This window comes from Methylibium sp. (assembly GCF_031393925.1).
GTDB lineage: Bacteria > Pseudomonadota > Gammaproteobacteria > Burkholderiales > Burkholderiaceae_C > Methylibium.
Genome location: NZ_JANMWL010000167.1, coordinates 1 through 23162 on the forward strand (window position 1 = coordinate 1; position 23162 = coordinate 23162).

19 protein-coding genes are annotated in these 23162 nt (G+C 67.4%); 17 read left to right on the top strand and 2 right to left on the bottom strand.

Going from position 1 to position 23162, the window contains the following annotated elements:
- Positions 1-704: YHS domain-containing protein (locus RMO12_RS09255; protein WP_309639072.1), on the bottom strand; the 704-nt coding region annotated here is incomplete at its 3' end.
- 331 nt (positions 705-1035) lie between these two features.
- Here RMO12_RS09255 and RMO12_RS09260 point away from each other — a divergent pair.
- The 12 genes from RMO12_RS09260 to pgi all read left to right on the top strand — a co-directional run bounded on the left by RMO12_RS09260 (position 1036) and on the right by pgi (position 16183).
- Positions 1036-2265 (top strand): porin, encoded by a 1230-nt coding sequence (locus tag RMO12_RS09260; protein WP_309639073.1) that lies wholly within the window; start codon positions 1036-1038, stop codon positions 2263-2265.
- Positions 2266-2406: 141 nt separating this feature from the next.
- The gene (locus RMO12_RS09265; RefSeq protein WP_309639074.1) at positions 2407-3087 is read left to right on the top strand and encodes a transposase; all 681 of its coding nucleotides are present in this window, start codon (positions 2407-2409) and stop codon (positions 3085-3087) included.
- A gap of 142 nt (positions 3088-3229) precedes the next feature.
- Positions 3230-7987 (top strand): glutamate synthase-related protein, encoded by a 4758-nt coding sequence (locus RMO12_RS09270; RefSeq protein ID WP_309639075.1) that lies wholly within the window; start codon positions 3230-3232, stop codon positions 7985-7987.
- 42 nt (positions 7988-8029) lie between these two features.
- Complete coding sequence (locus RMO12_RS09275; protein WP_309626001.1) at positions 8030-9514, top strand: glutamate synthase subunit beta; 1485 nt, start codon at positions 8030-8032, stop codon at positions 9512-9514.
- Between the two features lie 99 nt (positions 9515-9613).
- Positions 9614-10450: an ABC transporter ATP-binding protein gene (locus tag RMO12_RS09280; protein WP_309626000.1), complete on the top strand. Its 837-nt coding sequence runs from the start codon at positions 9614-9616 to the stop codon at positions 10448-10450.
- Complete coding sequence (mlaE, locus tag RMO12_RS09285) at positions 10447-11229, top strand: lipid asymmetry maintenance ABC transporter permease subunit MlaE (RefSeq protein WP_309639076.1); 783 nt, start codon at positions 10447-10449, stop codon at positions 11227-11229. Before RMO12_RS09280 ends, mlaE begins: the two co-directional genes overlap by 4 nt.
- A 16-nt stretch (positions 11230-11245) precedes the next feature.
- Positions 11246-11728 (top strand): outer membrane lipid asymmetry maintenance protein MlaD, encoded by a 483-nt coding sequence (mlaD, locus tag RMO12_RS09290; protein WP_309625998.1) that lies wholly within the window; start codon positions 11246-11248, stop codon positions 11726-11728.
- Positions 11725-12516: a VacJ family lipoprotein gene (locus RMO12_RS09295; protein WP_309625997.1), complete on the top strand. Its 792-nt coding sequence runs from the start codon at positions 11725-11727 to the stop codon at positions 12514-12516. Before mlaD ends, RMO12_RS09295 begins: the two co-directional genes overlap by 4 nt.
- Positions 12517-12661: 145 nt before the next feature.
- Positions 12662-13303, top strand: coding sequence for an ABC transporter substrate-binding protein (locus RMO12_RS09300; protein WP_309625996.1), 642 nt, complete (start codon positions 12662-12664; stop codon positions 13301-13303).
- 24 nt (positions 13304-13327) lie between these two features.
- The gene (locus RMO12_RS09305) at positions 13328-13609 is read left to right on the top strand and encodes an STAS domain-containing protein (RefSeq protein ID WP_309625995.1); all 282 of its coding nucleotides are present in this window, start codon (positions 13328-13330) and stop codon (positions 13607-13609) included.
- A gap of 73 nt (positions 13610-13682) precedes the next feature.
- On the top strand, positions 13683-14567 hold the full coding sequence (locus RMO12_RS09310; RefSeq protein WP_309639077.1) for a transaldolase family protein: 885 nt from the start codon (positions 13683-13685) through the stop codon (positions 14565-14567).
- A complete protein-coding gene (gene pgi / locus RMO12_RS09315) occupies positions 14567-16183 on the top strand; it encodes a glucose-6-phosphate isomerase (RefSeq protein ID WP_309639078.1) in 1617 nt (538 codons plus the stop codon). The genes RMO12_RS09310 and pgi overlap by 1 nt, the downstream gene beginning before the upstream one ends.
- Positions 16184-16244: 61 nt before the next feature.
- Here pgi and RMO12_RS09320 read toward each other — a convergent pair whose 3' ends face one another.
- Entirely contained in the window at positions 16245-17438 is a 1194-nt protein-coding gene (locus RMO12_RS09320; protein ID WP_309639079.1) for a M20 aminoacylase family protein, read from the bottom strand.
- A gap of 124 nt (positions 17439-17562) precedes the next feature.
- Between RMO12_RS09320 and RMO12_RS09325 the strand changes: the two genes are divergently transcribed.
- From RMO12_RS09325 to RMO12_RS09345, 5 genes are all read left to right on the top strand, one after another.
- Positions 17563-19617, top strand: a complete 2055-nt coding sequence (locus tag RMO12_RS09325; protein WP_309639080.1) for a molybdopterin oxidoreductase family protein — start codon at positions 17563-17565, stop codon at positions 19615-19617.
- Complete coding sequence (locus RMO12_RS09330; RefSeq protein ID WP_309639081.1) at positions 19614-20729, top strand: aminopeptidase; 1116 nt, start codon at positions 19614-19616, stop codon at positions 20727-20729. Before RMO12_RS09325 ends, RMO12_RS09330 begins: the two co-directional genes overlap by 4 nt.
- A gap of 55 nt (positions 20730-20784) precedes the next feature.
- Positions 20785-21204 (top strand): hypothetical protein, encoded by a 420-nt coding sequence (locus RMO12_RS09335; protein ID WP_309639082.1) that lies wholly within the window; start codon positions 20785-20787, stop codon positions 21202-21204.
- 247 nt (positions 21205-21451) lie between these two features.
- Positions 21452-22372 (top strand): ABC transporter ATP-binding protein, encoded by a 921-nt coding sequence (locus tag RMO12_RS09340; RefSeq protein WP_309639083.1) that lies wholly within the window; start codon positions 21452-21454, stop codon positions 22370-22372.
- A gap of 10 nt (positions 22373-22382) precedes the next feature.
- Positions 22383-23150, top strand: coding sequence for an ABC transporter permease (locus RMO12_RS09345; RefSeq protein WP_309639084.1), 768 nt, complete (start codon positions 22383-22385; stop codon positions 23148-23150).
- Positions 23151-23162: the final 12 nt, after the last annotated feature.

Consider the following 23162-nt stretch of genomic DNA (forward strand, 5'->3'; position numbering starts at 1 on the left):
GCCACGCTGTAGAAATAGGCCACCGAGGTGCCCAGGGCGATCAGCACGTCCATGTTGATCGCGCGCTTGCGCAAGGCGTTCCACGCGCCCTTGTAAAAGCTCCAGCCGCCGATGAACTGCACCGGCGTGACGAGCAGGAACAGCCACATGCCCCAGCTGAACCACGGCAGCGCCGAGATCGGCGCGTAGGTCACGATCGATGCGCCGGTGGCCAGCGTAAGGAACGCGCCGGCCCGCATGATCGCCAGGGCCAGCACCCCGGTCATGGCGATGGCGACCCGGGTGCGCATCGACTTCAGCTCCTGCTCCGGCGACTCGAAGGTGCGCTGGCAACCGGCACTGCAGAAGTAGTAGCTGCGCCCACCCCGCTCGGTGTGCAGCGCGGTCGTCTTGTCGACGAGCATGCCGCAGATCGGGTCCTTCGCCTGGCCCTGCGCGCCGCGGCGAAGCGCGTTCTGCATCGGCATGCCTCGGTCGGCATGGCCGGGATGGACACTCGCGGTCGCCACCGACGCCGGGCCGGCAACGCGGGACGCGGCCCCATACTTGGCAGGGTCTGCCTTGAACTTCTCCAGGCATTGGGCGGAACAGAACAGATAGTCCTTGCCGCCATGCTGCAGCCGAACCGCGGCGCCGCCTTCGTCGACGGCCATGCCGCAGACGGGATCGACATTCACCGCGACCGTTTCGACCAGCGCGTCCATTTGTCGGCTCCTTCGCTCAAGGAAAACTGACTCAGCGTAGCGGGCGGCAGTTCGAGAGCGTTGACTTGCGTCAAGCCCGGCACACAAGCAAGCCTGGGTCTCACAAGGAAACGCCGGGCCGCTTCAAGTTTCCTTGCTCTTCCTCGGGGGGCGGACGCCGCAAGGCGGCGGCCTCGAGGGCTTGTGAGCAGGCCTCTCTGATTGCGTGAAGACCCGGTGTCGGGCATGAAGGGGGGTCGATAGAATTCCGCTTATGAGCCCCAAGGCTTGGCTAGCGATTGGGCGCGATCCGGGGCTCCACCGCAGCACGCGGACTCAAGGACACGATCTCATGAAGAAGACCGCTCTCACCCTGGCGCTGGCAGCGGCAGCAGGTGCGACGCAGGCCCAGACTTCGGTCACGCTGTACGGCATCGCCGACGCGGGCGTGAGTTACGTCAGTGGGCAGGAGGGCGCCAAGAAACGGGTGGTCAGCGGGATCATGGAAGGCTCGCGTTTCGGCTTTCGCGGCAACGAGGATCTGGGCGGTGGATATCGCACGATCTTCACGCTGGAGAACCGGCTCGAACTCGACACCGGCTCTGTCAGCAACAGGCCGGCTTCCGGCAGCCAACTGCCCGCGCGCTTCAACAGCGCTGCCGCGCTCGGCCTGCCAGCGCCGCTGCAGCCGGCCGTCACGCAGGTGGCGGGCCAACTCGGGGCGACGCTTGGCGTCAACCTGTCCGGCAATCTGTTCGACCGCCAGGCCTTCGTCGGGCTGGTCACGCCGGTGGGCGCGGTTCTCGTGGGCCGGCAGTACACGCCGATCTACGAGTTGTCGGCCACGTTCGACACGATGCGCACGGAGTCGAGCCTGGCCTTCGGACAAGTGGCAACCTTCCCGCCGTCGGTAGAAATCCGCACCAACAACGCCTTGTCCTATCGCTTGCAGACGGGCCCCTGGACGGCGTCGACCATGTTCGTCTTCGGCGAAGGCGCAACGACGACCGGGCGAATGATCGGCGCCATTGCGATGTACCGCACCACCGCTTTCGCGGTCGGCCTGGGCTACCAGACGCGCGAGAACGAGAAGGGCGAGAAGGCGCTGACCAACATCGCCGTCGGCGCGTCGGCGAGCCTCGGCCCGGGCACGCTCTATGCGCAGTACGTGAACGTCAAGGACGAACATCCGGGCGGCTTGAGCCCGGTTCGGGCCGCGCTGACGCCAGCCATCGGCCCGGTGTTCGCTGCGGCAGTGACCAACGCCTTCAGCGCCGCGCTGGTGCAAGACGCCAACGCCTACCACGTCGGCTACCGCGTCATCACTGGCCCGCACACGATTTCGGCGTCATACAACCGCTACGACGATCGGCTCGCGCGCAACGCCGACGTGCAGTCTTACGGGGCGGTCTACAGCTATGCCTTCTCGAAACGCACGGACGTGAATGTCGTGGTGACCCGCTTCGACAACTCGAGCAACGCCCAGACGGCGCCGGGCCAGAACGGCTTCCTGGGCGGAGTCACGACCGAGCCGGGTCGCGATTCGCAGAATGTCGCACTCGGCATCCGCCATCGTTTTTGAGGCCGCGCTGGAGCCAAGGCGGGAAGGCCGCACCCCGGCGTTCTGACGCAGCGCTTGGTGGGCGTCGATGAGGGCCACCGCCCCGGAAGCGTCGACCGATCACGCAGCGTCTACGCGGTCCGCTTCGTTGTCCAATCAGGCATGGCGCGTCTTCCCCGGCTGATCGTTGCCGGTCATCCCCATTTGCTCAGTCAGCGGGCCCAGCATGGGCAGGCGATGGTGCGCGATGACGTGGACCGTGCGGCGCTGTTGAAGCTGCTGCAGGAAGCGGCTCGCGCCAACGGGGTGGTGGTCCACGCCTACGCCGTGCTGGATTCACGCTTGGATCTCGTCGTCACCGCGGATGAAGCCAATGCCCTCAGCCGCATGATGCAGCTTGCTGCGCGGCGCCACGCGGCGGCGTTCAACCGCCGTCACTTGCGCCGCGGCAGTCTGTGGGAAGGCCGGTTTCGCGCCGCGGTCATCGAGCCGGGCGACTGGCTGCTGCGCTGCATGATCCATGTCGACCAACTCGGTGGGCGAGACGCAAGTCGTGACCCCCGCTGGTCGAGCGAGGCGGCGCACATGGGCGATGTCGCGGATTCATGGCTCGTCGCACCGCCCGTCTTCTGGAGCCTTGGCAATACACCCTTCGAGCGCGAGACGGCGTATCGCGGACGGCTCGAGCATCCGCTCGCCTCCGACGAGGCGCGGGCGATCGAGGCCGCGTTGCGCGGCGGATGGCCGCTGGGTTCGGTGGCGTTCGCCGCACGGCTGGCGGAGCGCGTTTTGCGGCCGACCACACCGCGTCCGCGAGGTCGACCACGCGCGAAGCTGCCGTAGCAGCTGTCTGGTATTTAATATGTCCCCAATTTAAGTATGCTTAATGAATGTGAGGTTTTAATAAAACCTGACCCCATTTATTCGATTTGTTATTCTTGCTGCGGTGCAGTAATCTTCAAGCCCTGTTTTCCAGGAGCGCGCCGTGACCGCACCGACCTACGTTCCCACCGATGAAGCGATCGCCGCGCTCGAACGCGAAGGTCTCTACAGCGCAGCCAACGAGCACGATGCCTGCGGCGTCGGCTTCGTGGCCCACATCAAGGGCCACAAGGCGCACGACATCGTCAGCCAAGGCCTGAAGATCCTGGAGAACCTTGACCATCGTGGCGCGGTCGGTGCCGACAAGCTGATGGGTGACGGCGCCGGCATCCTGATCCAGATTCCCGACGAGTTCTATCGCGCCGAGATGTCGCTGCAGGGCATCGATCTGCCGCCGCCCGGTGAATACGGCGTGGGCATGATTTTTCTGCCCAAGGAGCACGCCTCCCGCCTGGCTTGCGTGCAGGCGCTCGAGCGCGCAGTGCGTGTGGAAGGACAGGTCCTGCTCGGCTGGCGCGACGTTCCCGTGGACCGCGAGATGCCGATGTCGCCCACCGTGCGGGCCAAGGAGCCGGTGATCCGCCAGATCTTCATCGGCCGCGGCACCGACGTGATCGTGCCCGACGCGCTCGAGCGCAAGCTCTACGTGATCCGCAAGACGGCGTCGAGCGCGATCCAGGCCTTGAAGCTCACGCACAACCGCGAGTACTACGTGCCCAGCATGAGCTGTCGCACCATCATCTACAAAGGCCTGCTGCTCGCCACCCAGGTGGGCACTTACTACAAGGACTTGGCGGACGAGCGGGTGGTGTCGGCGCTGGCCTTGGTGCATCAGCGGTTTTCGACCAACACCTTCCCGGAGTGGCCGCTGGCGCACCCCTACCGCATGGTCGCGCACAACGGCGAGATCAACACCGTCAAGGGCAACTTCAACTGGATGCGCGCGCGCGAAGGCGTCATGAAATCGCCGGTGCTGGGCGATGACCTGAACAAGCTCTACCCGATCAGCTTCGAGGGCCAGTCCGACACGGCGACGTTCGACAACGCGCTCGAGCTGCTCACGATGAGCGGCTACCCGCTCGCCCACGCCGCGATGATGATGATTCCCGAGGCCTGGGAACAGCACGCCATGATGGACGAGCGCCGCCGGGCCTTCTACGAGTACCACGCCGCCATGCTCGAGCCCTGGGACGGCCCGGCCGCGATGGTGTTCACCGACGGCAAGCAGATTGGCGCCACGCTCGACCGCAACGGCTTGCGCCCGGCGCGCTACATCGTCACCGACGACGATTTGGTGGTGATGGCGTCGGAGTCCGGTGTGTTGCCGATCCCGGAAAACAGGATCGTCAAAAAATGGCGATTGCAGCCGGGCAAGATGTTCCTCATCGACTTCGAGCAAGGCCGCATCGTCGACGACGAGGAGCTGAAGAACCAGTTCGCGTCGGCCAAGCCCTACCGGCAGTGGATCGAGAACGTGCGCATCAAGCTGGAGAACATCGAAGCGCCCGCCGGGGCCGCGGCGCCGGCCTTCAGCGAAAACCTGCTCGACCGCCAGCAGGCCTTCGGCTACACGCAGGAAGACCTCAAGTTCCTGATGAGCCCGATGGCCCAGGCCGGCGAGGAAGGCATCGGCTCGATGGGCAACGACTCGCCGCTGGCGGTGCTGTCGGACAAGAACAAGCCGCTCTACAACTACTTCAAGCAGCTGTTCGCGCAGGTGACCAACCCGCCGATCGACCCGATCCGCGAGGCGATCGTGATGTCGCTCAACAGCTTCATCGGCCCCAAGCCCAACCTGCTCGACATCAACGCCGTCAACCCGCCGATGCGGCTCGAGGTGGCGCAGCCGGTGCTCGACTTCCAGAGCATGGTGCGGCTGCGGGCCATCGAGAAGTCCACGCACGGCAAGTTCAAGCCGCACGAGCTCGACATCGTCTACCCGCTGGCGTGGGGCGACGAGGGCGTGGAGGCCAAGCTCGCCTCGCTGTGCGCCGAGGCCGAGGACGCCATCAAATCCGGCCACAACATCCTCATCATCACCGACCGCCGCATGGACCGCGAGCACATCGCGATTCCGGCGGTGTTGGCGCTTTCCGCGATTCACCAGCACCTGGTGCAGGCGGGCTTGCGAACAACGGCGGGGCTGGTGGTGGAGACCGGCTCGGCGCGCGAAGTGCATCACTTCGCGGTGCTCGCGGGCTACGGCGCCGAGGCGGTGCATCCTTACCTGGCGATGGAGACACTGGCGACGCTGCACGCCGAACTGCCGGGCGATCTGTCGGCCGAGAAGGCGATCTACAACTACATCAAGGCGATTGGCAAGGGGCTCTCGAAGATCATGTCCAAGATGGGCGTGTCGACCTACATGTCCTATTGCGGCGCGCAGCTGTTCGAGGCGATCGGTCTGGAGCGAGACTTCGTCGACCACTACTTCCGCGGCACCGCCTCGCAGATCGGCGGCATCGGTGTGTTCGAGGTGGCCGAAGAGGCGCTGCGCATGCACCAGGCCGCATTCGGCGACGACCCGGTGCTCGCCGGCATGCTTGACGCTGGCGGTGAGTACGCCTGGCGCGTGCGCGGCGAAGAGCACATGTGGACGCCCGACGCGATCGCCAAGCTGCAGCACAGCACGCGCGCCAACAAGTTCGACACCTACAAGGAATACGCGCAACTCATCAACGACCAGTCGCGCCGCCACATGACCCTGCGCGGGCTGTTCGAGTTCAAGGTCGACCCGAGCAAGGCGATCGCGCTCGACGAAGTGGAGTCGGCCAAGGACATCGTCAAGCGCTTCGCCACCGGCGCCATGTCGCTCGGCTCGATTTCGACCGAGGCGCATTCCACGCTGGCGATCGCCATGAACCGCATCGGCGGCAAGAGCAACACCGGCGAAGGCGGCGAAGACCCGGCGCGCTACCGCAACGAGTTGAAGGGCATCAAGATCACCGCGGGCACCAAGGTGTCCGACGTGATCGGCGCCGAGGTGATGGCGGCCGACTACGCGCTGCAGGACGGCGACTCGCTGCGCTCGAAGATCAAGCAAGTGGCGTCGGGGCGCTTCGGCGTGACGACCGAGTACCTGGTCTCGGCCGACCAGATCCAGATCAAGATGGCCCAGGGCGCCAAGCCCGGCGAGGGCGGCCAGTTGCCCGGCGGCAAGGTGTCCGACTACATCGGCATGCTGCGCTATTCGGTACCGGGAGTCGGCCTGATTTCGCCGCCGCCGCACCACGACATCTATTCGATCGAAGACCTGGCGCAGCTGATCCACGACCTGAAGAACGCCAACCCGCGTGCGAGCGTGAGCGTCAAGCTGGTGTCCGAGGTGGGCGTGGGCACCATCGCGGCCGGCGTGGCCAAGGCCAAGAGCGACCACGTCGTGATCGCCGGCCATGACGGCGGCACCGGCGCCTCGCCGTGGTCGTCGATCAAGCATGCCGGCACGCCCTGGGAACTGGGGCTGGCGGAGACGCAGCAGACGCTCGTGCTCAACGGCCTGCGCGGGCGCATCCGCGTGCAGGCCGACGGCCAGATGAAGACCGGCCGCGACGTGGTGATCGGCGCGCTGCTCGGCGCCGACGAGTTCGGTTTCGCCACGGCGCCGCTGGTGGTCGAGGGCTGCATCATGATGCGCAAGTGCCACCTCAACACCTGCCCGGTGGGGGTGGCGACGCAAGACCCGGTGCTGCGTGCCAAGTTCCAGGGCCGGCCCGAGCACGTCGTCAATTTCTTCTTCTTCGTGGCTGAAGAGGCGCGCCAGATCATGGCGCAGCTCGGCATGCGCAAGTTCGACGACCTGATCGGCCGCGCCGACCTGCTCGACACCAAGAAGGGCATCTCGCACTGGAAGGCACGCGGGCTTGATTTCAGCCGCGTGTTCCACCTGCCGCAGGTGGGCGCGGAGGTGCCGCGTCGCCAGGTCGAGGAGCAGGACCATGGCCTGGCCAAGGCGCTCGACGTCAAGCTGATCGAGAAGTGCCGCCCGGCCATCGAACGCGGCGAGAAGGTCCACTTCATGGAGGGGACGCGCAACGTCAACCGCACGGTCGGCGCGATGCTCTCGGGCGAGCTGATCCGCCACCGTCCCGAGGGCCTGCCGGACCAGACCATCTTCATACAGATGGAAGGCACCGGCGGGCAAAGCTTCGGCGCCTTCCTTGCCCAGGGCATCACGCTCTACCTGATCGGCGACGCCAACGACTACACCGGCAAAGGCCTGTCGGGCGGCCGCGTGGTGGTGCGCCCGAGCATCGACTTCCGCGGCGACGCCATGCGCAACATCATCGTCGGCAACACCGTGCTCTACGGCGCCACCAGCGGCGAGGCGTTCTTTCGCGGCGTGGCGGGCGAGCGCTTTGCGGTGCGCCTGTCGGGCGCTGCCACGGTGGTCGAAGGCACCGGCGACCACGGCTGCGAATACATGACCGGCGGCACGGTGGTCGTGCTCGGCCAGACCGGGCGCAACTTCGCGGCCGGCATGTCCGGCGGCGTGGCCTACGTCTACGACGAGGACGGCAAGTTCGCGCAGCGCTGCAACACCGCGATGGTCGCGCTTGATCGGGTGCTGTCGGCCGACGAGCAGCGTGCGGCGCAGGACGCGGCGATCTTCCACAAAGGCGTGGCCGACGAGGTGCTGCTGCGCAAGCTGGTCGAGGACCACCACAAGTGGACCGGCTCGCTGCGGGCGCGCGAAATCCTCGACGATTGGGCCGCGGCGCGAGCTCGCTTCGTCAAGGTCTTGCCGCACGAGTACAAGCGCGCGCTCGGCGAGATGGGCGCCAAGCGGCAGGCAAGCGACATGATCGCCAAGGCGAAGATCGCCGACAAGAAGAGCAGTGACAAGAGCGTCGCGGCCAAGTAAGGCGTCGAGGCCAGCGGTCCAAGAAGGGCGGAGAAAGAAGCAATGGGAAAAGTCACCGGATTTCTGGAATACGAACGCATCGAAGAAGACCATGCGCCGGTCACCGAGCGGGTCAAGCACTACAAGGAATTCGTCCTCACCCTGAAGTCCGACGATGCGCGCGTGCAAAGCGCGCGCTGCATGGACTGCGGCACGCCGTTTTGCAGCTCCGGCTGCCCGGTCAACAACATCATCCCGGACTTCAACGACCTGGTGTATCGCGACGACTGGGCCAATGCGATCACGGTGCTGCACTCGACCAATAACTTCCCCGAGTTCACCGGGCGCATCTGCCCGGCGCCCTGCGAGGAAGCCTGTGTGCTCAACGTCAACGATGACCCGGTGGGCATCAAGTCGATCGAACACGCCATCATCGACCGTGCCTGGGCCGAAGGCTGGGTGAGGCCGCAACCCGCCAAGCAAAAGACCGGCAAGCGCGTGGCCGTGGTCGGCTCCGGCCCGGCCGGCATGGCCGCGGCGCAGCAGCTGGCGCGCGCCGGTCACGAGGTCACGCTGTTCGAGAAGAACGACCGCATCGGCGGTCTGCTGCGCTACGGCATCCCCGACTTCAAGATGGAGAAGTCGCACATCGACCGGCGCGTCGCGCAAATGAAGGCCGAGGGCGTGGTGTTTCGCACCGGCGTGATGGTCGGCCACGCGCGCGACCCGCTGGGCAAGGGCAGCAAGGTCATCAACTGGGCCGGCGAAACGCTCTTGCCCGAGCAGCTCATCGCCGAGTTCGACGCCGTGCTGCTCGCGGTTGGTGCCGAACAGAGCCGCGACCTGCCGGTGCCGGGGCGCGAACTCGACGGCGTGTACTTCGCCATGGAGTTCCTGCCGCAGCAGAACAAGGTCAATGCCGGGGACGCCGTCCAGGGGCAGCTTTCGGCCGCCGGCAAGCACGTCATCGTGATCGGTGGCGGCGACACCGGCAGCGATTGCGTGGGCACCAGCAACCGCCACGGCGCCAAGAGCGTGACGCAGTTCGAGCTGATGGCCGAGCCGCCCGAGGAAGAAAACAAGCCGCTGACCTGGCCTTATTGGCCTTACAAGCTGCGCACCAGCTCCAGCCACGAAGAAGGCTGCGAGCGCGAGTTCGCGATTGCGACCAAGGCGTTCATGGGCGACGGCAAGGGCGGCAAGCTCACGGCGCTGAAGACCGTGCGCGTGGAGTTCCAGGGCGCCAAGATGGTCGAGCTGCCGGGCAGCGAGCAAATCCTCGAAGCCGACCTGGTGCTGCTGGCAATGGGCTTCGTGAGCCCGGTTGCGGCGGTGCTCGAGGCCTTCGGCGTCGAGAAAGACAAGCGCGGCAACGCCAAGGCCAGCACTGATTTGATCGGCGGCTACCGCACCAACGTCGACAAGGTGTTCGCCGCGGGCGACATGCGGCGCGGGCAGTCGCTCGTGGTCTGGGCGATCCGCGAAGGACGGCAAGCGGCGCGGGCAGTGGACGAGGCGCTGATGGGGCGCAGCGACCTGCCGCGCTAGCCCGGCGAGGGCCGTTCCTGCGACGGCGTCCTGCGGGGTGGCATCCCCTATCATTCGGGCCGCCGCGGCGCCTGCCTGCGGCTTCCTTTCCTGCGGCCCATGACAAGTCCAATAGCGCCGTCGAGTCCCGACCGCACCCCACCGCTCGTTGAGCTGCAGCGTGTCACCTGCGGCTATGGCGACCGCGTGATCCTGCGCGACGTCGACCTCGCCGTGCCGCGCGGCAGCGTGCTGGCGCTGATGGGCGTATCAGGCGGCGGCAAGACCACCGTGCTGCGACTCATCGGCCGGCTGCTCGACCCGATGGCAGGCCAGGTGCGTCTTGACGGCGTCGACCTCGCCACGCTCGACCGCGACGGCCTCTACGCCGCGCGTCGCCGCATGGGCATGTTGTTCCAGTTCGGCGCGCTGTTCACCGACCTCTCGGTGTACGACAACGTCGCCTTCCCGTTGCGCGAGCACAGCGGCCTGGCCGAAGACATGATCCGTGACCTGGTGCTGATGAAGCTCGATGCCGTCGGCCTGCGCGGGGCGCGTGACCTGATGCCCAGCGAAGTCTCCGGCGGCATGGCGCGGCGCGTGGCGCTCGCGCGCGCCATCGCCCTCGACCCCGAACTGATGCTCTACGACGAGCCTTTTGCCGGTTTGGACCCGATCTCGATGGGTGTGGCCGCACGCCTGATCCGCGAACTCAACCGATCGCTGGGCATCACCAGCATCGTCGTCTCGCACGATGTGGACGAAACATTTTCCATTGCCGACCAGGTGGTGTTCCTGGCCAACGGCGGCGTGGTCGCGCGCGGCACACCAGCCGAGATGCGTGAGAGCAGCGACCCGCTGGTGCGCCAGTTCGTCGACGGCGAGCCCGATGGGCCGGTGCGCTTTCACTACCCTGCCGTGGCCCTTGCCGAAGACTACAAGGTGGGTGTCCGATGAGCTGGTGGAGCCCCACCGGCGTCGGCTTCGCGCTGCGCTCCAAGCTCGCCGACGTGGGCGCCGGTGCCCGACTGCTCGCCCGCCTGCTGGCCTTGGCCGGCCCGGCGCTTGGACGCGGCCGGCTGGTGGTCGACCAGGTTCACTTCCTTGGCAACCACTCGCTGGCCATCATCACCGTCGCGGGCCTGTTCGTCGGTTTCGTGCTCGGCCTGCAGGGCTACTACACGCTGCAGCGCTACGGTTCCTCGGAAGCGCTCGGCCTCCTGGTGGCGCTGTCGCTGGTGCGTGAACTCGGGCCGGTCGTCACCGCGCTGCTGTTCGCCGGCCGCGCCGGCACCTCGCTCACCGCCGAGATCGGCCTCATGAAGGCCGGCGAGCAGCTCACCGCGATGGAGATGATGGCGGTTGACCCGGTGCAGCGCGTGCTGGCGCCGCGCTTTTGGGGCGGGGTGATCGCGATGCCACTGCTGGCCGCGGTGTTCTCGGCGGTGGGCATCATCGGCGGCTACCTGGTCGGGGTGGTGCTGATCGGCGTCGATGAAGGTGCGTTCTGGTCGCAGATGCAAAGCGGCGTCGACGTGTTCTCCGATGTCGGCAACGGCATCGTCAAGAGCCTGGTGTTCGGCCTGACGGTGAGTTTCGTCGCGCTGCTGCAGGGCTACACCTGCCAGCCCACGCCCGAAGGCGTGTCGCGCGCCACCACGCGCACGGTGGTGGTGGCGTCGCTCGCGGTACTGGCCCTTGATTTCGTGCTGACCGCGATGATGTTCTCGGTCTGAGCTGGGAGTAAAGACAATGCAGAAATCCAAGCACGACCTCTGGGTCGGCCTGTTCGTGATGATCGGTGCTGCCGCCGTGCTGTTCCTGGCGCTCAAGGCCGGCAACCTGCTGTCGCTGAGTTTCGAGGATACCTACAGCGTGGTGGCACGCTTTGACAACATCGGCGGACTGAAGGCGCGCGCGCCGGTCAAGAGTGCCGGCGTGGTGGTCGGTCGCGTCGGCGTGATCGGCTTTGATGCCACCACCTACCAGGCGCGCGTTCAGCTCGATCTGGAAAAGCGGTTTACCTTTCCGAAGGACAGCTCGGCGAAAATCCTTACCTCGGGCCTGCTCGGCGAACAGTACATCGGCATCGAGCCGGGCGCCGAGGAGAAGTTGCTGGCGGGTGGCGACACGATCGGCATGACGCAGTCGGCGGTGGTGCTCGAGAACATCATCGGGCAGTTCCTCTTCAACAAGGCGGCCGATGCCGGCGCGAGCCAAGGAGGCAAGAAATGACGATGGATGCCTGCGTGCGAATCGTCTCGGCTGCCATGTTGGCCACCGGCGTGCTGGCCGGCTGCGCCACTGTCGAGCAGCCCGACCCTCTCGAGAAGATGAACCGTCGCGTCTTCGCCTTTAACGAGGGCGTCGACAAATACTTGATCGTGCCGCCCGCGACGGTCTATCGCGACGTGGTGCCGCAGCGCGTGCGCGAAGGCGTTGACAACTTCTTCAACAATCTGAAGGACGCCTGGTCGTCGGTCAACCTGGTGCTGCAGGGTCGTTTGGGCGACGCCAGCAACGATGTCATGCGTTTCAGCGTCAACACCGTGCTCGGGCTCGGCGGCATTCTCGACTGGGGCACCGAGTTGGGTCTGGAGCCGCACCGCGAAGACTTTGGCCAGACGCTGGGCCGCTGGGGCCTGCCGCCCGGTGCCTACCTGGTGCTGCCGATCCTGGGGCCGTCCACCTTGCGCGACGTTATCGGCCTGCCGATCGACCTGAAGGCCTCGCCCGACCAGGTGGCGCATGCCGTGCGTGCGCGCAACACGCTCACCGGGGTACGCATCGTCACCACACGCGCCGGCTTGCTGGGTGCCACCGACTTGCTCAACGACATTGCATTGGACCGCTATACCTTCATCCGCGACGCCTACCTGCAGCGTCGCCGCAACCTCATCTACGACGGAGACCCGCCGGACGAGGAGCGCGGCGACGAATCGGCCGCACCGCCGGAAGCGGCACCGCCTGCCGCCGCCGTGCCGGGCGTAGCGGCCAGCGCCGCGGCGCGTCCGGGGTTGTGATCGAACGGTCTGCGACGCGCGGTGTGAACCGCCGTCGCCGGCCGCGCGTTAGTTGAAACGCCATGTAGAACGCCGAACCCGCAAGGGGCATGCGGCTCCAACCGGCCTGCCAGGGGAGTGAGATCCCCGGAAACGAAAGGTATCAATGCACAAGCGTCGCTTATTCGCTCACCTGGCCGCCGTCGGCCTGTTCGCCTTGGTTGCCGGCCAGGCGCCCGTGTTCGCTCAGTCGCAGACACCCGATGCACTGGTGCGGCAGGTCTCGAGCGAGGTGATCGATTCTGTCAAGGCCGACAAGACCATCCAGGCCGGCGACATCAGGAAGATCATGGCGCTGGTCGAAGCCAAGGTGCTGCCGCACGTGAATTTCCAGCGCATGACCGCGTCCGCCGTCGGCCGCTACTGGCGCCAGGCGTCGCCCGAGCAGCAAGAGCGTTTGCAGGCCGAGTTCAAGACGCTGCTCGTGCGCACCTACTCCGGCGCGCTGACCCAGGTGCACGACCAGACCATCGAGCTGCGCCCGATGCGCAGCAAGCCCGATGACACCGAGGTGGTGGTGCGCACCGAGGTCAAGGGCAGGGGCGACACGATTCAGCTCGACTACCGCCTCGAGAAGCAGCCCGAGGGCTGGAGGATCTATGACGTCAACGTGCTCGGTGTGTGGCTGGTCGAGAACTACCGCAACAGCTTCGCGCAGGAAATTTCGGCCAACGGCATTGACGGCCTCATCGCCAAGCTGGTCGAGCGCAACAAGGCGGCCGCGGCCAAGGCCTCGGCCAAGAGCTGAAGGCGTTGACGAAAGGCCAAGCTCGTGCTGCTGCTGCCCGTGACCCTGACCTTGCGCGAAGCGCGCGACGCGCTGCGCCTCTTGAAGATGTCGCTGGAGCGGGAGGCCGAGCCGCTGCTGGTGGTCGACGGCTCGCAGCTCGAGCGTTTTGATTCCAGCGCGCTGGCGGTGTTGCTCGAGTGCCGGCGCCTGGCCGACGCCTGGGGCAAGCGATTCGAGCTGCATGGGCTGCCGCCCAAGCTGCTCGAGCTGGCGCGGCTGTACGGCGTCGACGAATTGTTCGCGACGCAGGCAACGCCCGCCTGATCGGGGAAGGCGCACTGGCCGGCGCGGCTACCATCGGCATGGTTCGACCTTTGGCGCCCAGCGCCCCTGCCGTATGCCCAGCCAACTCGAGCAGCTCGAGGCCTACACGACGATCGTCGCGGACAGTGCCGAATTCCGGCTGTTGGCCTCCTACGCACCGCGTGATGCGCGCTGCGGTCGCCGGGCCATCCTCGCGGCGCTGGGCCAGCCGGCCTACGCGCCACTGCTGACGCAAACGCTGGCGGCGCACCGCGGCCAGCCGCTCGATGCGGTTGCCGATCGCGTGCTGGTGCGCTTTGGCTGCGAGCTGCTCGACGTGGTGCCCGGGCGGGTCGCCACCGAGGTGGACGCCCGGCTGGCCTTCGACACCGGGGCCACCATCGCATGCGCAATGCGCCTGGTCGACCTCTACGCTTCCGAGGGCATCCCGCGCGAGCGCGTGCTGCTGGACGTCGCGGCCACCTGGGAGGGCATCCAGGCGTCTCGCGCCCTGGCGCACCACGGCATCCATTGCTGCCTCACGCTCGTCCACACCTTGTGCCAGTCGGTGGCCGCCGCGGAAGCGGGCGTCGGCGGTGTCGCTCCCGTCGTGGAGCAGCCGGAGGGTGCGCTCGTCGCGGCGCAGACCTGGCGCTACTTCAAGAAGTTCGACATCGAGACCGAGGTCAGGGCCAGCGGTTTCACCGAGGCGGCCACCGCGCTGGCGCTGGCCGGCTGCGACCAGCTCGCCCTCATGCCCCACGTCATGGCGCAATTGCAGGCCAGCGACGCTGTGGTGACGCCCGCGCTCGACGTCGAAGAGGCCCGCAGCGGTGGCATCCACGCGGCAAGCTTCAACGAGCCGAGCTTTCGTTTTTCGCTCAACGAGGACGAGCGTGCGACGCAGAGGCTCGCTGCCGGCGTGCGCGATCTGGCGAGCGCCGCGCGCGCGCTCGAACGGCTGATTCGGTCCACCTGATGCGCTGCGACGACACCGCGGCGTGGGCCGCGCTGCGCGCCCATTTCGACCGCGACGGACGGCACTTCGATCTGCGCAGCGCCTTCGCGTCCGACGGTCGGCGCTTCGAGCGTCTGTCGTTCGAGGCGCCGCACCTGTTTGCCGACCTCTCGAAGAACTGGCTCGACGACAGCACGCTCGACCTGTTGCTGCAACTCGCGCGCGAAGTCGGCGTCGAGGCTCGACGCGACGCGATGTTCGCCGGCTCGCCGGTCAACACCACCGAGGGCCGCGCCGTGCTGCACACCGCGCTGCGCGCTCCGCGCGACGCCGGGGGGCCGCACAGCGCCGAGATTCACGAGGTGCTTGACGCCATGTTGGCCTACGCCGAGCAGGTGCGCGCCGCGGCCAGCGGCTTCGACGACGTGGTCAACATCGGCATCGGCGGCTCCGACCTGGGCGCGCAGATGGTCGTGCCGGCGCTCGCGGCCTATGCCGAGCCGCGCCTGCGCATGCATTTCGTCGCCAATGTCGACGGGCACGAGCTGGTGCCGCTGCTCGCGCGCCTGGATGCGCGCCGCACCTTGTTCGTGGTCGCCTCCAAGACCTTCACGACGCAGGAGACGCTGGCCAACGCGCTCGCCGCCAAGGCATGGTTCCACGCGCAAGGCGCCACCGACCTTGCCCGCCATTTCGTCGCCACCACCACCAACGTGCAGGCCGCCGCCGCCTTTGGCATCGACACCTGCTTTGGCTTCTGGGACTGGGTCGGCGGGCGCTATTCGCTGTGGAGCGCCATCGGGCTGCCGATCGCCATCGCGATCGGCGCCGAGCACTTTCGCGCCTTGCTGGCCGGCGCGCATGCCATCGACCGCCACTTCGCGGAAGTGCCGCTCGCGCGCAACCTGCCGGTGCTGCTGGGCCTCGTCGACGTCTGGTACCGCAACTTCCACGGCCTCGCGTCGCGCAGCGTCGCGCCCTACCACCAGGGTTTGGCGCGACTGCCGGCTTACCTGCAGCAGCTGGAGATGGAAAGCAACGGCAAGCGCGTTGGCCTTGACGGCGAGCCGTTGCCGTATGCGACCGCGCCGGTGGTGTGGGGCGAGCCCGGCACCAATGGCCAACACGCCTATTTTCAGATGCTGCACCAGGGCAGCGACGTGATTCCGGTCGAGTTCATCGCGGTGCGCCAGACCAGCCACGAGCGGCGCGTGCTGCCCGAGGCGATGCGTGTACTGCTGGCCGACCAGCAGCGCAAACTGCTTGCCAACTGCCTGGCGCAAGCGCAAGCGCTCATGCTCGGCAAGCGTGCCGACGAGGCACTGGCCGAGCGCGCGCCGACGGCCTCGCCCACGCTGGATGCGCAGGTCATTGCGCGGCATCGCAGCTTCCCGGGCAATCGGCCCAGCACCACCTTGGTCCTCGAGCGGCTCGACCCGGCGAGTCTGGGCGCACTCATCGCGTGCTACGAACACCGCGTCTTCACCAGCGGCGCGGTGTGGGGCATCAACAGCTTTGACCAGTGGGGCGTCGAGCTGGGCAAGGCCTTGTGCAGCGCGCTGTTGCCGCGCCTGGAAAGCGGCGATGCGAGCGGGCTGGACGGCTCGACCGCGGGCTTGCTCGCGCGGCTCAGGTAGCGCGCACTGTTGGTGCCGCCAGCGGGCACCGACCTGCGCACGGCGCGGCGGAGCTGTGGAGCTACTTCGACGACGCCAGCCAGCGCTCGGCCAGCCGCACCCAGAGCGTCGCGCCGAGCGGGATCAGGTCGTCGTTGAAGTCGTAGCTGGGGTTGTGCAGCATGCACGGGCCCAGGCCGTGGCCACCGGCGCGGTGCGCGCCGTCGCCGTTGCCGATGACGAAGTAGCAGCCCGGCCTGGCTTGCAAGAAGTAGCTGAAGTCCTCCGCACCCATGGTCGGCTCGAACTCGAGCACGTTCTCGCTGCCCACCACCTCGGCCATCACCGACTTGGCGAACTCGGTCTCGGCGGCGTGGTTGATGGTGGGGGGGTAGTTGCGAGTGAACTCAAACTCGCAACTGGCCTCGAAGGCCGCGCAGGTGGCATCGGCCACGGTCTTCATGCGGCGCTCGATGAGGTCGAGCACCTCGGTCGTGAAGCTGCGCACCGTGCCTTCGAGCACGCAGCTCTCCGGCACCACGTTGGTCGCCTCGCCGGTGTGGATCATCGTCACCGAGATCACGCCGGTGTCGATCGGGCGCATGTTGCGCGTGATGATGGTCTGGAAGGCCTGCACCATCTGGCAGGCAACAGGCACCGGGTCGATGCCCAGGTGCGGCATCGCGCCGTGCGCGCCCTTGCCGTGGATGGTGATCTTGAACTCGTTGCTGCTCGCGAACACCGGGCCGCTCTTCACCGCGAACTGGCCGACCTTCATGCCCGGCCAGTTGTGCGCGCCGAACACCGCCTCCATCGGGAAGCGCTCGAACAGGCCGTCCTTGATCATCTCGCGCGCGCCGCCGCCGCCTTCTTCGGCCGGCTGGAAAATCAGGTAGACGGTGCCGTCGAAGTGGCGGTGCCGTGCCAGGTGCTTGGCCGCTGCGAGCAGTATCGCGGTGTGGCCGTCGTGGCCGCAGGCGTGCATCTTCCCGGGATGCCGGCTCGCGTGCGCGAAGCTGTTGCGCTCGGTGATCGGCAGCGCGTCGATGTCGGCGCGCAGGCCGACGGCGCGCGGCGAGTTGCCGTTCTTGACGATGCCGACCACGCCGGTCTTGCCCAGGCCGCGATGCACCTCGATGCCCCACTCGCCGAGCGCCTTGGCGATCACGTCGGCGGTGCGGTTTTCCTCGAAGCGCAGTTCGGGGTGGGCGTGCAGGTCGCGGCGGATCGCGGCGACCGCGGCGCTGTCGGCGAGGATGGATTCGATCAGCTGCATCAACGTCTCCGGCACGGGCTGGACCCGGTGCCGAAGATATTACCCGGCGGCCCCGGACCATCGTTGCCCTCGGCCGCGGGCCTTTTGCGCCGGGCCGCGGCGGGCCTTGTGACATGATTTCGCAATGACTTCAGTGGCTGCCCCCCCAGCGCATGCGACCCACGTCGTGCGCGGTGCCTGCCCGCACGATTGCCCCGACACCTGCGCCATGCGCATCACCGTGCAGGACGGTCGCGTCATCAAGATCCAGGGCGACGCCGACCACCCCACCACGCAGGGCGCGCTGTGTACCAAGGTCGCGCGCTACGCCGAGCGCACCTATCACGACGAGCGCGTGCTGCATCCGCAAAGGCGCGTCGGTGCCAAGGGCGAAGGCCGCTTCGAGCGCGTGAGTTGGGACGTGGCGCTGGACGACATTGCCGAGCGCCTCGGCGCCATCGCCGCGCGCGATGCCCAGGCCATCGTGCCCTACAGCTACGCCGGCACCATGGGGCTGGTGCAGGGCGAAGGCATGGCCGCTCGCTTCTTTCACCGGCTCGGCGCCTCGCTGCTCGATCGCACCATCTGCTCCAGCGCCGGCGGCGAGGCGCTCACCGCAAGCTATGGCGCCAAGGTGGGCATGCACCTCGAGCACTTTGCCGAGAGTCGCCTGATCCTCATCTGGGGCAGCAACAGCATCGCGTCGAACCTGCACTTCTGGACTTACGCGCAGGCCGCCAAGCGCGCCGGTGCAACGCTCGTCTGCATTGACCCGCGCCGCACCGAGACGGCCGACAAGTGCCACCAGCACCTGGCGCTGCGGCCGGGCACCGACGGCGCGCTCGCGCTCGGCCTGATGCACGAACTGATCGCCAACGACTGGCTCGATCACGACTACATCCTGCGCCACACCGAAGGCTGGCCCCTGCTTCGCGACAAGGCGCTCGCCTGGCCGCCCGAGCGCACCGCCGAGGTCTGCGGACTCGATCCGAACGAGGTGCGCAGCCTGGCGCGCGATTACGGCACCACGCGGCCGGCGGCGATTCGCCTCAACTACGGCATGCAGCGCGTGCGCGGCGGCGGCAATGCGGTGCGGTTGGTGGCCACCTTGCCCTGCCTCGTTGGCGCTTGGCGGCACCGCGCCGGCGGGCTGTTGCTGTCGAGTTCGGGCTGGTTTCCCGTTGACACCGCGGCGCTGCAGCGCCGTGACCTGCTGGGTGCGCGCCGGCCGCGCACCATCAACATGAGCACGATCGGCGACGACTTGCTACGCGCCGACTCGCCCGAGTTCGGCCCCCGGATCGAGGCGCTGGTGGTCTACAACAGCAACCCGGTGGCGGTGGCGCCCGAATCGCCAAAAGTGGTGCGCGGCTTCGAGCGCGACGACCTGTTCACGGTGGTGCTCGAGCACTTCATGACCGACACCGCCGACCACGCCGACTACGTGCTGCCCGCGACCACTCAGCTCGAGCACCTGGACGTCCACATCAGCTACGGCCACACCTACGCGCTCATCAACGAGGCGGCCGTGGCGCCGCTCGGCGAGGCCTTGCCCAACAGTGAAATCTTCCGGCGCATGGCCGCGCGGCTGGGCTTCGACGAGCCCTGCTTCGCCGAGACCGACGAGCAGATTGCGCGCCAGGCGTTCGGTGCGCACATCGGCTTCGATGCGTTGCGCGAGCACGGCTGGGTCAAGCTGGCGCTGCCCGACGCGCCCTTCGCCGACGGCGGCTTTCCCACGCCGAGCGGCAAGTGCCGCATCGACGCGCCCGGCTGGGGCGTGCCCGACCATGTGGCGAACCACGAGTCGCGCGAGTCGACGCCCGCGCTCGCGGCGCGCTTTCCGCTGGCGATGATTTCGCCGCCGGCGCGCAATTTCCTCAACTCCAGCTTCGTCAACGTGAAGAGCCTGCGCAGCATCGAGGGCGAGCCGCTGCTCGAGGTTCACCCCGTCGACGCAGCGGCTCGCGGCCTGGTCGATGGCCGGCTGGTGCGCGTCTTCAACGACCGTGGCGAGTACTGGTGCAAGTGCCAGATCAGCGAGCGTGCCCGCCCCGGCGTGGTCAACGGCCTGGGCATCTGGTGGCGAAAGCTCGGTGTGCGCGGCAGCAATGTGAACGAGCTGACGCACCAGCGCCTCACCGACCTGGGCCGCGCGCCGAGCTTCTACGATTGCCTGGTCGAGGTGGCGCCGTCTTGAGCCTGCCGGTGTTGCGCCCGAGCTCACGCTCGCGCGGGCTGCTGCTATCGCTGGTTGCGCTGGCGGCGCTGTGCGCGCTCGGCGGCTGCAGCACGCTCGGCTACCTGGCGCAGTCGGTGCAGGGCCACCTCGGCGTGATGCGCGCCGCCCGCCCGGTCGAGGCCTGGTTGGCCGACCCGGGCACCGACGCCGAGCTGCGCGAACGCCTGCTGCTCAGCCAGCGCATGCGTGACTTCGCGGTGAGCGAGCTCGCGCTGCCGGACAACGCCAGCTATCGCCGCTATGCCGACCTCGGCCGCAGCGCGGTGGTATGGAACGTGGTCGCGGCGCCGGAGCTTTCGCTCACCCTGAAGACCTGGTGCTTTCCCGTCGTCGGCTGTGTCGGCTACCGCGGTTACTTCGCGCGCGACGCGGCCGATGCGCAGGCCCTCGCGTTGCGCGGCCAGGCCCTCGAGGCCAGCGTCTACGGCGTGCCGGCGTACTCCACGCTGGGCAAACTGCCCGGCGACTTCTTCGCCGACCCGCTGCTCAACACCTTCATCGGCTATCCCGAGGGTGAACTGGCGCGGCTCGTCTTTCACGAGCTGGCGCACCAGGTGTCGTATGCGAGCGGCGACACCGAGTTCAACGAGAGCTTCGCGACCGCGGTCGAACGCCTCGGTGGCGCTCGTTGGCTGGCCCGGCACGCCAGCCCCGCCGCGCGCGAGGAGCACCAGCACTTCGATGCGCGTCGACGCGATTTCAAGGCGCTGGTGCTCGGCGCGCGCGATCGGCTCGACGCCCTCTACCGCGGCGCCGCGAGCCAGGACGACAAACGCGCTAACAAGGCCGCGGTGATGGCCGCGCTGCGCGCCGAGCATGCGCGGCTCAAGGCCGGCCCGTGGGGCGGCTACGCAGGCTACGACGCCTGGTTTGCCAGCGCCAACAACGCCAGCCTGGGCGTGCAGGCCGCCTACAACGCCCGGGTGCCGGCGTTCGAGGCGCTGTTCCAGAACGAAGGCGGTGACTTCCCGCGCTTCTATGCCGCCGTCGAGCGGCTTGCTGCCTTGCCCCGGGAGGAGCGCCACGCCCGGCTCGACGCCCTGGCGCCGCGCGCGCTCGACCGGCGCTAAGCGGGATGCGTTCATGCGATGGCTGCATCAAGAATTGGGGCGACCGATGCCGACAATGATCGATCACATGAGCCAAGGCAGGGCACTTGCGACCGCGCCGCTTGCGATTTTTCCGGTCGCATTGATATTCATGGTGGTGCGATCACTCGTCGTAGGCGATTTGCGTGAACTTTTCGTCGCGCCCATTTCGGCCGGGATGATCACGATCGTCGGATACCCGTTCGCGGTCGCTGCAGGTTGGCTTTTGTGGCGCACCTTGACCAAGTTCGGGCATGCAAAACGCGTGTCGATCCTGGCGGCTTCGATGCTCACTGCCGAGGCGGCTTTTTGGCTCGTGATCAGTCCCTTGTGGCAGCGTGAATTCTCGGCAGCGTTCTGCGTCGCCTTGGTCGGTGCGTGCGGCTTGGCGTGCGGCGGCACGTTTCTTTGGCTCGTCCGGCGCCAGGCGCGACGCCAAGCCCGGCATCTTCGATGATCGGGTCAAGAACGATAAAAAGCGCCAAAGGCGGGCGGCATCGAGACAGATGCATGTGTCGACGTGAGGGCCGATGCGCGCGCTCGAGCGGCGGTCTCCCACCGGCCGCGAATGGCTAGCGCGTAGGCCATCGGCTAGGGCGCATTGGCATTCCTTGGGCTCGGCCTGGGCCTCGGCGCAAGGACAAGTGAAAGAACAGCCACGCGTCTTCGCTCTCTACAATCCGCCGGCTTCACCCGACACCCGCATGCCTGCCGTTCGCTTCGACGCCATCTCCAAGATCTACCGCGGCAACCTCAAGGCCTTGCAGGGCGTGAGCTTCGACATCGAGGCCGGCGAATTCTTCGGCCTGCTCGGCCCCAACGGCGCCGGCAAAACGACGTTGATCAGCATCCTGGCGGGCCTGGCCCGTGCCAGCAACGGGCGCGTGACGGTGCTCGGCCACGACGTGGTCGATGACTACGCCGCGGCGCGCAAGGCGCTGGGCATCGTGCCGCAGGAGCTGGTGTTCGACCCTTTCTTCAGCGTGCGCGAAACCTTGCGCTTCCAGAGCGGTTACTTCGGTGTGCGCCGCAACGACCCCTGGATCGACGAACTGCTCGCCAACCTGGGCCTGGCCGACAAGGCCGATGCCAACATGCGCCAGCTCTCGGGCGGCATGAAGCGCCGCGTGCTGGTGGCGCAGGCGCTGGTTCACCGCCCGCCGGTGATCGTGCTCGACGAGCCGACCGCCGGGGTCGACGTCGAGCTGCGCCAGACCTTGTGGCAGTTCATTGCGCGGCTCAACCGCGAGGGCCACACCGTGCTGTTGACCACGCACTACCTCGAGGAGGCCGAGGCGCTGTGCGGCCGCATTGCCATGCTCAAGGCCGGCCGCGTGGTCGCGCTCGACCGCACCGCCAACCTGCTGGCCGGCACCGCCAGCACCATGCTGCGCTTCAAGACCGATCAAGCTTTGCCGCCGGCGTTGGCCGCGCAGGCCCGCGTGACCGGGCGCATCGTGCAGCTCACCGCGCACGACGCTGCGGAGGTCGAGACGATGTTGGCGGCGCTGCGCACTGCGCAGGTCAAGGTCGAAGACCTGGAGATCGGCCGCGCCGACCTGGAAGACGTGTTCCTCGAAATCATGCGCGGCGGCGCTTCGCGGCCGATGGAGTTCGTGGCGTGAGCGCGGCACCATGAGCGGCCATCTCGAGGGCGCCTCGACCCTGTTCTACAAGGAGATCCTGCGGTTCTGGAAAGTCGCCGTCCAGACGGTGGCCGCGCCGGTGCTGACGGCGGTGCTCTACCTGCTGATCTTCGGCCATGTGCTGGAGGACCACGTCAAGGTGTTCGACCAGGTCGGCTACACCAGCTTCCTGATCCCCGGCCTGGTGATGATGAGCGTGCTGCAAAACGCCTTCGCCAACAGCAGCTCGTCGCTGATCCAGAGCAAGGTGACCGGCAACCTGGTGTTCCTGCTGGTCACACCGCTGTCGCACTGGGCCTGGTTGGTGGCCTATGTCGGCGCCTCGGTGGTGCGTGGGCTGGTGGTCGGCCTCGGCGTGCTGCTGGTCACCGTGTGGTTCGCGCCGCTCGGCCTGGCAGCGGCGGGATGGGTGCTGGTGTTCGCCTTGCTCGGCGCGGCCTTGATGGGGGCGCTGGGCCTGGTGGCCGGACTGTGGGCCGAGAAGTTCGACCAGATTGCCGCGTTCCAGAACTTCATCGTCATGCCGATGACCTTCTTGTCGGGCGTGTTCTATTCGATCGGCTCGCTGCCGCCGTTCTGGCAGGGCGTGAGCCACCTCAATCCGTTTTTCTACATCGTCGACGGCTTTCGGCGCGGCTTCTTCGGCGTGAGCGACGTGTCGCCGTGGGTGAGCCTCGGGGTGGTCGGGGCGAGCCTGGTGGTGGTGACGGGCGTGGCCTTGCGGCTGCTGCAAACCGGCTACAAGCTCAGGCATTGAGCGGTCGTTTAC

Bases quoted from the DNA above. Each gene is read 5' to 3' on its own strand.
- RMO12_RS09260 (WP_309639073.1), top strand. From the start codon at position 1,036: ATGAAGAAGACCGCTCTCACCCTGGCGCTGGCAGCGGCAGCAGGTGCG.
- RMO12_RS09265 (WP_309639074.1), top strand. From the start codon at position 2,407: ATGGCGCGTCTTCCCCGGCTGATCGTTGCCGGTCATCCCCATTTGCTC.
- RMO12_RS09275 (WP_309626001.1), top strand. From the start codon at position 8,030: ATGGGAAAAGTCACCGGATTTCTGGAATACGAACGCATCGAAGAAGAC.
- RMO12_RS09280 (WP_309626000.1), top strand. From the start codon at position 9,614: ATGACAAGTCCAATAGCGCCGTCGAGTCCCGACCGCACCCCACCGCTC.
- mlaE (WP_309639076.1), top strand. From the start codon at position 10,447: ATGAGCTGGTGGAGCCCCACCGGCGTCGGCTTCGCGCTGCGCTCCAAG.
- mlaD (WP_309625998.1), top strand. From the start codon at position 11,246: ATGCAGAAATCCAAGCACGACCTCTGGGTCGGCCTGTTCGTGATGATC.
- RMO12_RS09295 (WP_309625997.1), top strand. From the start codon at position 11,725: ATGACGATGGATGCCTGCGTGCGAATCGTCTCGGCTGCCATGTTGGCC.
- RMO12_RS09300 (WP_309625996.1), top strand. From the start codon at position 12,662: ATGCACAAGCGTCGCTTATTCGCTCACCTGGCCGCCGTCGGCCTGTTC.
- RMO12_RS09310 (WP_309639077.1), top strand. From the start codon at position 13,683: ATGCCCAGCCAACTCGAGCAGCTCGAGGCCTACACGACGATCGTCGCG.
- pgi (WP_309639078.1), top strand. From the start codon at position 14,567: ATGCGCTGCGACGACACCGCGGCGTGGGCCGCGCTGCGCGCCCATTTC.
- RMO12_RS09320 (WP_309639079.1), bottom strand. From the start codon at position 17,438: ATGCAGCTGATCGAATCCATCCTCGCCGACAGCGCCGCGGTCGCCGCG.
- RMO12_RS09325 (WP_309639080.1), top strand. From the start codon at position 17,563: ATGACTTCAGTGGCTGCCCCCCCAGCGCATGCGACCCACGTCGTGCGC.
- RMO12_RS09335 (WP_309639082.1), top strand. From the start codon at position 20,785: ATGATCGATCACATGAGCCAAGGCAGGGCACTTGCGACCGCGCCGCTT.
- RMO12_RS09340 (WP_309639083.1), top strand. From the start codon at position 21,452: ATGCCTGCCGTTCGCTTCGACGCCATCTCCAAGATCTACCGCGGCAAC.
- RMO12_RS09345 (WP_309639084.1), top strand. From the start codon at position 22,383: ATGAGCGGCCATCTCGAGGGCGCCTCGACCCTGTTCTACAAGGAGATC.